This window comes from Methylocystis parvus OBBP (genome assembly GCF_027571405.1).
Lineage (GTDB): Bacteria > Pseudomonadota > Alphaproteobacteria > Rhizobiales > Beijerinckiaceae > Methylocystis > Methylocystis parva.
Map to the genome: position 1 here is coordinate 3271650 of NZ_CP092968.1, position 11994 is coordinate 3283643.

Below are 11994 nucleotides of genomic sequence, written 5' to 3' on the forward strand. Positions count from 1 at the left end.
ATTGAGAGTCCGGCTGTCATTGTCATGGCCCGGCCGGTGACTGACAAGCCGGCGTTTTAGACGAATTTTTGCGGGAGGAATGGACCATGACCTGGAGGCCGATCCACTGGCTCGCACTCTGCGCGGGCCTTGCGCTTGCGGCTGCGTTCCCGGCGAACGCCGCTCCCGAGCAAGGCAAAAAGCCAAATATTCTTGTCATCTGGGGCGACGACATCGGCATGTGGAACATCAGCGCCAATAGCCGCGGCATGATGGGCTACAAGACGCCGAATATCGATCGTATCGCCAAGGAAGGCCTGTCCTTCACCGATTATTACGGCCAGCAGAGCTGCACGGCGGGCCGCGCCGCTTTCATCGGCGGCAATGTGCCGGTGCGCACCGGCATGACCAAGGTCGGCCTGCCCGGCGCCAAGGAAGGCTGGCAGAAGACCGACGTCACCATCGCGACCGTGATGAAAAGCCTTGGCTATGCGACGGGCCAGTTCGGCAAGAACCATCAGGGCGATCGCGACGAGCACTTGCCGACGATGCACGGCTTCGACGAGTTCTTCGGCAATCTGTATCACCTGAACGCCGAGGAGGAGCCGGAGAATTTCGACTATCCGAAGAATCCCGAGTTCCGCAAGAAATTCGGTCCGCGCGGCGTCATCAAATCATTCGCCGACGGCAAGGGCGGCCAGACGATCGAGGATACTGGCCCTCTGACGCGGAAGCGCATGGAGACGATCGACGACGAGACCGTCGCCGCCGTCAAGGACTTCATCACGAGGCAGACGAAAGCCGGCAAGCCCTTCTTCGCCTGGTGGAACGGCACCCGCATGCATTTGCGCACCCATGTGAAGGCGGAGCATCGCGGAATTTCGGGCCAGGACGAATATAGCGACGGCATGGTCGAGCACGACATGCATGTCGGAGAGCTCTTGAAGCTCGTCGACGATCTCGGGATCGCCGACGATACGCTGGTCTTCTATTCGACGGATAACGGCCCGCATTACAATAGCTGGCCGGATGCGGGCACCACCATCTTCCGCAGCGAGAAGAATTCGAACTGGGAGGGCGCCTATCGGGTGCCGGCCTATGTTCGCTGGCCGAAGCATTTCCCCGCGGGGGAGACGCTGAACGGCATTGTGGCGCATGAGGACTGGCTGCCGACCTTCGCCGCGATCGCCGGCGACGACAAGATCAAAGACAAGCTCGCGGCGGGCGTGAAGCTCGAGGGCCGCAAATATCACAACAAGATCGACGGCTATGATCAGATCGACTATCTGTCGGGCAAGGCCAAGGATTCGCCGCGCCACGAGTTCATCTACGTCAATGATGACGGCCAGGTCGTCGCGCTCCGTTATGACGACTGGAAGGCGGTCTTCCTGGAAAATCGCGGCCAGGCGTTCGGCGTCTGGCGGGAGCCTTTCATTGAATTGCGCGTGCCGCTGCTGTTCAATCTGCGGCGCGATCCGCTGGAGCGCTCGCAGCACAATTCCAACACCTATAATGACTGGTTCCTCGACAGACCTTTCGTGATCGTGCCGCTACAGAAGATCGCGGGGGAATTCCTGATGTCGATGAAACAATATCCGCCGAGCCAGACGCCGGGCTCCTTCAATCTGGAAAAGATTCAGAAGGAGATCGAGGCAGCCGGGCGCGGGCATTGATCGAGCGATCGCTCCGGGCCGCCGCGTATATGCGCGGCGGCTTTTTTCGGGACCGAAGGTCGTTCATGCGCGTCAAGAAAATCTACCTGATCTTCGCCTTCGTCGTGGTGTCGATCATCGCCCTGCTTTACGGAGTCTCGCCCGGATGGTTCGCGGAGGCGCTTCTCGGCCTCGCCGGCCCGGACGCCAGCGCCGCCCATATGCTTCGGGCCATGATGGGCCTTTATCTCGCGCTCGGCTTGTTCTGGCTCTACGCCGCCTTTCACGACGCCTATCGCAACGCCGCGGTGCTGACGACCGTGATCTTTTGCGTCGGGCTCGTCTCGGGACGGCTGATCAGCCTTGTCATTGACGGGCGGCCGGCGCCGCTGCTGCTGCTTTACGTCTGCATGGAATTCGCGCTCGTTCCGATCGGCCTTTGGGTTTTCAGACTGGAGGACTGAATGCGACGCACGAAGAGAGGGTTTTGCATGCGCTTGCATCTCCTTGTCGTTCTGATTCTTTCCTTCGCGACGCCGCTCCGCGCCGAAGACGCGCTTTCTTCCTGGAATGAGGGGCAGGCGAAAAAGGCGATCGTCGCCTTCGTATCGCGAGTCACGCAGCCGGGCCCCGACTTTGTGAAGCCGGAGGATCGCATCGCGGTCTTCGACAATGACGGGACGCTCTGGACGGAATGGCCAGCCTATTCGCAGCTGCTTTTTGCGCTTGACCGCGTCAAGGCGCTCGCCCCGCAACATCCGGAATGGCGCGGAAGGCAGCCCTTCAAGGCGGCGCTTGCGGGAGACGTCAAGGCGCTCGCGGCGAGCGGCGAGAAGGGCGCCGTCGAGATTGTCGGCGCGACGCATGCCGGAAACACGCCGGAGGCGTTCCAGGCGATCGTTTCGCAATGGCTGGCGAGCGCCGAGCACCCCAGATTCAAGGCGCGATATGATCGGCTCGTCTATCAGCCAATGTTGGATCTCCTCGCTTATCTACGCGCAAACGGCTTCAAAACCTACATCGTCTCGGGCGGGGGCGCGGAATTCCTGCGCGCCTTTTCCGAGCGGGTTTACGGCGTTCCGCCGGAGCAGGTGGTGGGATCGACGATCGTCACGAAATATGAGGTTCTCGACGGCGCGCCCGTGCTGATGCGCGAGGCGAAGATCGATTTTATCGACGACAAGGCCGGCAAGCCCGTCGCGATCAACAAATATATCGGCAAGCGGCCCATCGCCGCCTTCGGCAATTCGGACGGCGACTTTCAGATGCTGGAATGGACGACCGCCGGTCCGGGTCCGCGTTTCGGCCTCATCGTGCATCATGACGACGAAGCGCGGGAAGCCGCCTATGACCGCAAATCCTCCGTCGGGCGCCTCGACCGCGCGCTGGATGAGGCCGGCAAGCGCGGCTGGACGCTGGTCAGCATGAAGAACGACTGGAAGAGAATTTTTCCCGCGCCGTGAGCGCGCCTATGCGCGCCGGGCGCAATCAGCGCTGACGCACATAGCTCCCGGGCGCGGGCGCCAGCGGCACGAAGCCCTTCTCCGGCGCGCCCATTGGCGGCGGCGCGACGCGATCGGGCGCGCTCAGGCGTTCGAGCCATGAGGCCCAGGCCGGCCACCAGGAGCCTTCGAGAAGCTTCGCGCGCTCGCGCCAGTGATCGGCGCCGATATAGCGATCGTTTGGCGCACGCACGGCGAGGTGGTAGCGCCGGCCCGGATGACCGGGCTCGGAGACGATGCCGGCGTTGTGCCCGCCATTCGTGAGCACGAAGGTCATTTCATTGTCGGTGAAGAGATGGACTTTGTAGACCGAGCGCCAGGGCGAAATATGGTCCGTTTCGGTCCCCACGACGAACATGGGGACGGAAATGTCCTTGAGGGCGATGACGTCGTCCTCGACCGCGTAGCGCCCCGCCGTCAGCCTGTTCTCAAGAAAGAGCCCGCGCAGATATTGCGCATGCATGCGATAGGGCATGCGCGTCTGATCGGCGCTCCAGGCCATGAGGTCGGTGGCCTGTTCCCGCTCGCCGAGCAAATATTCCTTGATGGCGCGCGCCCAGAAGAGCTCGTTGGAGCGCAGCGCCATGAAGACGCCCGACATCTGATAGGTGTCGAGAAAACCCTGGTCCCACATCATGTCTTCGAGAAACGCGACCTGCGCCGCATCGACGAAGAGCATGAGGTCGCCCGGTTCGCTGAAATCGGTCTGCGACGCGAGCAGCGTCACGGAAGCGAAACGCGCGTCGCCGTCGCGTGCCATCGTCGCGGCGGCGATGGAGAGCAGCGTGCCGCCGAGGCAGTAGCCCGCCCCATGCACGCGCCGGCCCGGCAGAATGGCGTTAACGACGTCGAGCGCCTCCATGACGCCGAGTTTGCGGTAATCGTCGAGGCTGACGTCGCGATCCTCGGCGATCGGATTTCGCCAGGAAATCATGAAGACCGTGAAGCCGCGTTCGACCAGATAGCGCACCAGCGAATGATGCGCGGCGAGATCGAGCACGTAATATTTCATGATCCAGGCGGGAACGATCAGGATCGGCTCGGCGGCGACCGTTTCGCTCGTCGGCTGATATTGAATGAGTTCGATCAGATGATTGCGATAGATTACCTCGCCCGGCGTCGCCGCGACGTCCTTGCCGATCTCATAACCGCTTTCGCCGTTCTGGGACTGAGTCGCCGCGTCGAAGAAATCCTCGACGAAATGCTCGAAGCCGCGCAGGAGATTGGCTCCGGCTTCGCGCCGCGTCTGCTCGATGACGACGGGATTGAGCCAGGGCAGGTTTGAAGGCGAGAAACTGTCGAGATATTTCGACGCGAGAAAGGAGACGCGCGCCGCATTGTTGGCGCGCATGCCGCGCACCTCGCGCGTCGCCTTCCGCCACCATTGCCGCTGGGCGAGGAAGGCCTGCTCGAAGAACAGGAAAGGGAACGAATTCCAGGCGTCGTCGTCGAAACGCCTGTCCGACGGTTCCGGCGCGAAGGGACGGGCGGCCTTGTCGCTGACGAGATTGTGGAGGCCGAAATGCGCGAGCCGGGCGGCGGAGCTGAAGGCGTCTATCGAGAGTTCGAGCTGACGGCCCGGCGATTGCGCGAGATGCGCCGCCCAATCGATCCAGGCGGACATTTGCGCATGCACGGATATGCCTTGCGTGAAACGGGCCGCGGTCGCCTGCGCCGCTCGGTCCAGCGTTTCAAAAGATGCGGCGTGCAGCAACGGCGAAAGCGGCGACGGCGCGCGTCGCTCCAAAGCGCGGGAGGCGGCGGGGATCAGTTTCTTCGTGTTCATCGCATCCCAACATGTCGCAAAAATGTAGCGATTGCGTGAAGCCGCGCTCAGGCCCCGTCTTCGAGCAATTGCGCGATCGACCCGCCTTCATGGAGGCGACGGATCGCCTCGGCGAAGAGGGGCGCAACCGAAACGATCGTCAGTCGCTCCTGCAAGGCGGCGACCGTCTCGTCCTTGGCGGAAAGCGGAACCGAATCGGTGACGAAGATGCGATCGACGGCCGCGTCCCGCAAGGTTGCGGCCGCCCCTTTCGCAAAGACAGCATGCGTCGCGGCGACAAGGACCGCCGTCGCGCCATGCGCGCGGCAGGCCGTCGCGGCGCGCGCGACCGTTCCCCCGCCGGCGACAAGGTCGTCGAGAATGATGGCGATGCGGCCACTGACGTCGCCGGCGAAAATGTCGCCCGTAACGCGCCCTTCGCTGCGCACCTTATCCAGAAAGGCCTTGGCGACGGGACGCTGGAGCGCGCGCTCCATGCGTTGACGGAACAGTTCCGCGCGTTTCTCGCCGCCAAGATCGGGCGAAACGACTGCGACCGGCGCTTCGCCGACAAGCGGCGCGAGGCGGCGCGCGAAGAGCGCATGGGCGTCAAGCGGAACCGTCTCGCAGCGGAAGGCGTTCTCGAAAGCCGCGATATTGTGCGCGTCTATGGCCATTACGCGGTCTGTGCGCATCGCCTCGAAAAGCTGCGCGATATATCGCGTTGAGATCGGATCGCGCGGCTTGGTGCGTCGGTCTTTGCGCGAAAAGCCGAGATATGGCGTCACGGCCGTCACGCGGGCCGCGCCCGAGTCCTTGAGCGCGCCGATGAACATCAGGAGCCTGAGAAGCTTGTCGGCGCCGCTCGCTTCCGCCGCGCCGTTGAGGGACGAAATCGCATAGACGTCGCCGCCGCGAACGCCCGCCAGAGGCCGAAGCTTAAATTCGCCGTCTTCGAAATCGCGCTCCTCCAGCGGCGAAAGAGCGACGCCGAGCGCGCCGGCCAGTTGCGCGCCGAAGCCGTGGCTGGACCCCAACGCGAAAAGAGCGATTTCAGGGGGCATCGACCGCTTCCTCCTTTCGCAAGAGCCATTGCGCGATGCGCGGCCATTCGTTTTCGATCGTGCGGCGCCCCATGAAGAGCGCGAGATGACCGCAAGGCGCGCGCGCCGCTTCGACAGCGCCGCGCACAAGGTTCTGAACGGCGAAAACCTGCGCAGGCGGCGCGATGACGTCTTCCGCGCCAGCCAGCAGAAAAAGGGGACAAGAAAAAGTTCTTGGATCGATGCGCTTGCCGAGCGCTGGAAATTTTCCCCCTGCGAGAAGATTTTCGCGGAACAGATGTTCCAGGACGTCGCGAAAATAGGGCGCCGGAAGGTCGAGCCGGCGCCGATCCCAGCGCTGGAAAGCGTCGATTGCATCCTGTGACGCAGGGGCGTCGCAAGACGATTGCAGAGCGTCGGCGAGACGCGTCGCTTCGCTCTTCTCTCGCGGCCAGAGCGGCGCCATGTCGTCGCCTCGGATGACGCCGCCGCCCATGTCGACCAGCCGGTCGATCGCGAAATCCGACGTCCTTTCGACGGGCTCCGCCAGAACCGAGCGCGCCGCGGCGATGTCGACCGGGGCGCCGGCAAGGACGAGACGACGAATTTTATCCCGAAAACGGACGGCGTAAGCCAGCGACAGCCATCCGCCCTGGCACAGTCCGATAAGGTCGGGGCGCCCTTCCAGCTCGTCCACCGCGACATTGAGCTCCGCAAGGAGATGATCGATGCCGTAAAACTGCGTCGCGGCGCCCGCTGAAACCCATTCGACGAGAAAAAGCCGTCTGCAGCCGCCGCGCAGCAATGCGTCGATCAGACTATGGCCGGGCGCGAGGTCGGCGATCTGCGCGTCGTGAAGCGCATAAGGCGAGACGATGAGCGCCGGCGTCTCGGCGTCGCCGGTCGAGAAATCCCAAAGGCGCAACAGGCCGAACTCGAGCGCCAGCCGCGCGGGCGTCGTCCATTGCGGCCCTTCTTTTTGGGGTTGACCGAGCGGAAGCTCGAGCGTGCGGCGCCAGAGATCCATTGTCGCGAGCGGCCACGCCCAGAGGCTTCGCGTCCAAATGTCCCACATCGGATGTCCCGTCGAGATCGAGAGGGGACTATCATATGTGGACTCGACGCGGGAATGCGACAGCCTTGATTGGGAACGAGCAATGACGATGGCCGCAGAAGCTGGACCGAGCGCGCCCCGGGCGACGCTTGCGGATAAGCTTTCGTTTCTCGGTCAGCCCGCCGCTTACGGACTTTCGGGCGCGACGGTGGAGGTCGTCGAGACCCACATGTCCTACGTCTTTCTCGCCGGTCCCCGCGCGTTCAAGCTCAAAAAGCCGGTGCGTTATCCTTTCCTGGACTTCTCGACGCTCGCCGACCGGGAGCGCAATTGCCGCGAGGAGCTGCGCCTCAACCGCCGGCTGACGACGGACGTCTATCTCGGCGTCGTTGCGTTGACGGCGGGCGAAGCCGGTCTTGCGCTCGGCGGCGGGGGCGTCGTCGTCGACTGGCTGGTCGAGATGCGCCGCCTGCCGCGCGAACGCATGCTCGACGCGCTGATCTGCGCGCATGCGGCGGATGGCGAGACGATCGGCTCGATTTGCGACGCGCTGGCGCGCTTCTATGAGGGCGCCGGACGGACGAGCATGAATCCCGCGGACTATGCGGCGCGCTTTCTGCGAGAGCAGGCGCTCAATCGAGACATTCTGACGCGCGCCGAGTTCGGTCTGGCGAAGGCGCGCCTGAGCGCGCTCGATCTCCTGGACGCGCGTCTCGCCGTGAATCTGAAACGTCTGAAGGCGCGGGTGGACGACGGATATGTTCTCGACGGCCATGGCGATCTGCGCCCGGAGCATATCTGCGTGGTTCGGCCGGTGGCGATCTTCGACTGCCTGGAGTTCAATGCGGCGCTGAGGCAGGTCGATCCTTTCGACGAGATCGCCCTGCTCGGCGTCGAATGCGCGCGGCTCGGCGCGCCGCGGCTTCTGCGCGGCTTCGCCGCTGAGCTCGCGACGCGGCTCGGCTGCGCGCCGCCTTGGGATTTGGTTGCTCTCTACGCCGGCTGGCGGGCGGCGTTGCGCGCGCGTCTCTGCCTCGCGCATCTCTTGGAGCCTTCGCCTCGCGATCCCGCAAAATGGCGCCCGCTCGCCGGTCTTTATCTCGACATTGCGGGCCGCGCGTTGTCCGGGTCCATTGAGGAGGGAGACGATCTTGCCTTTTCGTGATCGCGCGCAGGCGGGGGCGCGCCTCGCCAAGGCGCTCGCCGCATATAAAGGAAAGGACGCCGTGGTCTTCGCCTTGCCGCGCGGCGGCGTTCCCGTCGCGGCGCCGATCGCGGACGCCCTGCATGCCCCGCTCGACTTGTCGCTGGTGCGCAAGATCGGCGTTCCCGGTCAGCCCGAGCTTGCAATGGGCGCCATAGCGAATGGCGGCGCGCCCATTGTCGTGCGCAATGAGGATGTCATTGCGCTGGCTGGCGTCAGCGAATGTCAATTCGAACGCGCTTGCGCGGAGGCGAGCGCGGAGATCGCGCGCCGCCGACGTCTTTATTTCGGCGACAGGCCCCGGGCGTCGGCGGCCGGGCGGATCGCCATCGTCGCGGATGACGGCGTGGCCACGGGCGCGACGACGCGGGCGGCGCTGCGGGCGGTTCGCGCGCAGGAGCCCTCCAAACTCATTCTGGCCGTGCCCGTGGCGCCGGGCGAGACGCTCGACATGCTGGGTCGGGAAGCGGACGAGATCGTCTGTCTGGAAACGCACGATTATTTCATGGGCGTTGGGTGCTATTACGACGATTTCCGTCAGATCGAGGACGATGAGGTCGTCTCTCTTCTCGAGCGTTACGGCCCGCGGCGCCCGCGCGGCTAAATGTCTCACGCCGAGGTCGCGCCGATGCGGGATCGCCTGCTAAGCTTGATGGCGTATTGTCAGGTCGTCGACGGCGGGGCATGTGACATGGATCCGCGGCGTCACAGCGATGGTTCAAGCATGAGCGACACGATGAAGGCGAACAAGAATGCGCGCCCGGGCGAAGGGCGTTATGTCCGTTTCTTCTCACAGATCGGCATTGGCGACGTGCCGCTCGTCGGCGGAAAGAACGCTTCGCTCGGCGAAATGTATCGTGAGCTGACCGCAAAGGGCATTTCGATTCCAAACGGTTTCGCCGTCACCGCCGAGGCCTATCGGCATGCGCTCGACGAGGCGGGCGCATGGCCGGCTTTGAAAGAGTCTTTGGAGGGGCTGAACCCTGACGACGTCGATGATCTGGCGAGGCGCGCGGCGCGGGCGAGGGAGATCGTCTACGCCGTCGGGCTGCCCGCGAATGTCGAGGCGGATATTCGCGACGCGCTTGCTCGTTTGAGCGAGGAATACGGAGCCGAGCTGACGGTCGCGGTTCGCTCCTCGGCCACCGCCGAGGATCTGCCGAGCGCAAGTTTCGCCGGGCAGCACGACACCTATCTCAATATTCACGGCGCCGCCAATGTGCTGGACGCCGTGCGCCGCTGCTTCGCCAGCCTCTTCACCGACCGCGCCATCCGTTATCGCATCGACAATGGCTTCGACCATTTCAAGGTCTTCAATTCTGTGACGGTGATGAAGATGGTTCGCTCGGATCTCGCGGCGTCCGGCGTCATCTTCACGATCGACACGGAGACCGGCTTCGAGGACGTCGTCTTCATCACCGGCGCCTATGGGCTCGGCGAGAATGTCGTGCAGGGCGCGGTCGATCCGGATGAATTCTACGTTTTCAAGCCGACCTACGCGCAAGGCAGGCGCGCCGTGCTGAAGCGCGCGCTTGGTCCCAAGAAGATCAAGATGATCTTCTCCAATAGCGGACGCGCCACGACGCGCAATATTCCGACGGACCGCAAGGAGCGCGGGAAATTCTGCATCGGCGACGATGAGGCGCTGACGCTGGCGGGGCAGGCGATCGCGATCGAAGCGCATTACAGCGCCAAGGCCGGCGAGCATCGCCCGATGGATATAGAATGGGCGAAGGACGGCTTGGACGGCAAGCTCTACATCGTTCAGGCGCGGCCCGAGACGGTCGCCTCGCGCCGCAATCGCAACGTTGTCGAGGAATATAAGGTCAAGACGCATGGGTCGGTCATGGTCGAGGGCCGCGCGGTGGGCGCGAAGATCGCCTTCGGCAAGGCGCGGGTCATCGAACATATGAGCGAGCTGTCGAGCTTCGCGCCCGGCGAGATTCTCGTGGCCGACACCACGTCGCCCGATTGGGGAACGGTCATGAAATCGGCGGGCGGAATCGTGACCAATCGCGGCGGCCGCACCTGTCATGCCGCGATCGTCGCCCGTGAACTCGGCATCCCCGCGATCGTCGGCACGGATCGGGCGACGCATGTCATCAAGACGGGCGACCTCGTCGCCGTCTGCTGCGCCGAAGGGGATGTCGGCAAGGTCTATGAGGGCGAGATCGATTTCGACGTCGTCAAGACGGATCTCTCCAATCTGGAAAGGCCGGCGACCCATGTGATGATGAATGTCGGCAATCCGGACGTCGCCTTCGGCGTCTCCGCGCTGCCCAATGACGGTGTGGGCCTCGCCCGCATGGAGTTCATCATCGCCGAGTCGATCAAGGCGCATCCCATGGCGCTCGTGCATCCGGAGCGGCTCGACGCGAAAGAACGCGCCGAGATCGAAAAGCTCACGGTGCAATATGAGAGTCCGAGCGCCTTCTTCATCGAACGCCTTTCCGAGGGCGTCGCGACGATCGCGGCGGCGTTCTATCCCAAGCCCGTCATCGTGCGCATGTCCGATTTCAAAAGCAATGAATACGCCACGCTGCTCGGCGGCCGCGCCTTCGAGGGCGGCGAAGAGAACCCGATGATCGGCTTCCGCGGCGCCTCGCGATATGCGCATCCCGATTATCGCGAGGGCTTCGCGCTTGAATGCGCCGCGATGAAACGCGTGCGCGAGGATATGGGGCTGACGAATGTAAGGCTGATGATTCCGTTTTGCCGTCGTATCGACGAGGCCGCCAAAGTCATCGCCCTCATGAGCGAATTCGGCCTCGAACGGGGAAAGAACGGACTCGAAATCTATGTCATGTGCGAAATTCCGAACAATGTGATGCTGATTGACGAATTTTCGAAACATTTCGACGGATTTTCGATCGGCTCCAATGACCTGACCCAGCTCACGCTCGGCGTCGATCGCGATTCCCAAATCGTGGCTTTCGATTTCGACGAGCGCGATCCGGGCGTGAAGAAGATGATCGCCCTCGCCGTGGAGGGCGCGCGGCGCAATGGCCGCCACATCGGCATTTGCGGGCAGGCGCCGTCCGATTATCCGGAAATGGCGGAGTTCCTCGTGCGCCTCGGCATTGATTCGATCAGCCTGAATCCGGACACGGTTCTGCGCACGACGACGCGCATCGTCGCTCTGGAGAAGGAGTTGGGCCGCAGCCGAAAATAGCGGCCAGTCGCGCGAGGGCTTGAAAGAAAGGCGTAGCGCGACAGGTTCCGTCCATCGCGCATGCGCCGAACAGGCAGTGAGTCAAATTGCGCGTTTCTTGCCCTTTCCGCCGCTGAGCGTTTGAGTGAGCGGCGGCCTTGCAGAGAGGATGATCGTGATGAACGCTTCTGCAAAACTCGTCGTCTGCGCCGTCTTCGCTTGCGGCTTCTCCGCGCTCGCATCCAGTTCGGCGTCCGCCATGCCCGTCGCCGATATTGGTCTTGCGCCCGCGACCGAAGAAGCGCACGCCGTGCGCGTCTGCAATCGCTATCGCTGCTGGTGGACCTATGCGGGCCATTATCACGGCCGCTATGGATGGGGCCGTGGCTGGCGGCATGGCTGGCATCGCGGCTGGCGTCGCTGGTGACGGGGCGCCGCCGCTGCGCGCATCCATGAGCGCGTCCAATGCGAAAAACGACCCGTCGGTACATCCGCGCTCGGGCCGTTTTTCTCCGACGAATCCAGCTCCGTCGGCGCCTCAAAGAGTTAAGGCTCGATGGGGCGATTGCAAGGCGAGCAGTTGGCCGTTCGGCGCCCGCTTCTTTTTCGCCTCTGTTGCGTCCGCGTCATTGTGAGCCCGAGTG

The 11994-nt window shown here is 63.6% G+C and carries 10 protein-coding genes; 7 read left to right on the forward strand and 3 right to left on the reverse strand.

The annotated features are described in order from the left end of the window. Positions 1-86 precede the first annotated feature (86 nt). The 3 genes from MMG94_RS15930 to MMG94_RS15940 all read left to right on the forward strand — a co-directional run bounded on the left by MMG94_RS15930 (position 87) and on the right by MMG94_RS15940 (position 3094). Positions 87-1652 carry an arylsulfatase gene (locus tag MMG94_RS15930; RefSeq protein WP_016920483.1) on the forward strand — a complete coding sequence of 522 codons (1566 nt, stop codon included), beginning with the start codon at positions 87-89 and terminating at the stop codon, positions 1650-1652. Positions 1653-1717: 65 nt separating this feature from the next. Continuing rightward, positions 1718-2095, forward strand: a complete 378-nt coding sequence (locus tag MMG94_RS15935; RefSeq protein ID WP_026016332.1) for a DUF4345 domain-containing protein — start codon at positions 1718-1720, stop codon at positions 2093-2095. A gap of 27 nt (positions 2096-2122) precedes the next feature. Further along, positions 2123-3094, forward strand: a complete 972-nt coding sequence (locus MMG94_RS15940) for an HAD family hydrolase (RefSeq protein ID WP_016920481.1) — start codon at positions 2123-2125, stop codon at positions 3092-3094. Between the two features lie 25 nt (positions 3095-3119). On the opposite strand, the gene MMG94_RS15945 is transcribed toward MMG94_RS15940, so the two are convergent. From MMG94_RS15945 to MMG94_RS15955, 3 genes are read right to left on the reverse strand one after another with little or no spacing between them, the layout of a single operon-like run. Continuing rightward, positions 3120-4919 (reverse strand): PHA/PHB synthase family protein, encoded by a 1800-nt coding sequence (locus MMG94_RS15945; RefSeq protein WP_016920480.1) that lies wholly within the window; start codon positions 4917-4919, stop codon positions 3120-3122. 47 nt (positions 4920-4966) lie between these two features. After that, positions 4967-5962 carry a ribose-phosphate diphosphokinase gene (locus MMG94_RS15950; RefSeq protein ID WP_016920479.1) on the reverse strand — a complete coding sequence of 332 codons (996 nt, stop codon included), beginning with the start codon at positions 5960-5962 and terminating at the stop codon, positions 4967-4969. Beyond that, on the reverse strand, positions 5952-7016 hold the full coding sequence (locus tag MMG94_RS15955) for an alpha/beta fold hydrolase (RefSeq protein WP_016920478.1): 1065 nt from the start codon (positions 7014-7016) through the stop codon (positions 5952-5954). The genes MMG94_RS15950 and MMG94_RS15955 overlap by 11 nt, the downstream gene beginning before the upstream one ends. 82 nt (positions 7017-7098) lie before the next feature. Here MMG94_RS15955 and MMG94_RS15960 point away from each other — a divergent pair, with 82 nt between their 5' ends. From MMG94_RS15960 to MMG94_RS15975, 4 genes are all read left to right on the forward strand, one after another. Further along, positions 7099-8160 (forward strand): hypothetical protein, encoded by a 1062-nt coding sequence (locus MMG94_RS15960; protein WP_016920477.1) that lies wholly within the window; start codon positions 7099-7101, stop codon positions 8158-8160. Continuing rightward, positions 8147-8803, forward strand: coding sequence for a phosphoribosyltransferase (locus MMG94_RS15965; protein WP_016920476.1), 657 nt, complete (start codon positions 8147-8149; stop codon positions 8801-8803). Before MMG94_RS15960 ends, MMG94_RS15965 begins: the two co-directional genes overlap by 14 nt. A gap of 120 nt (positions 8804-8923) precedes the next feature. Beyond that, entirely contained in the window at positions 8924-11371 is a 2448-nt protein-coding gene (gene ppsA, locus MMG94_RS15970) for a phosphoenolpyruvate synthase (protein WP_244415389.1), read from the forward strand. Positions 11372-11528: 157 nt separating this feature from the next. Beyond that, positions 11529-11777 carry a hypothetical protein gene (locus MMG94_RS15975; RefSeq protein WP_154419668.1) on the forward strand — a complete coding sequence of 83 codons (249 nt, stop codon included), beginning with the start codon at positions 11529-11531 and terminating at the stop codon, positions 11775-11777. Positions 11778-11994 lie beyond the last annotated feature (217 nt).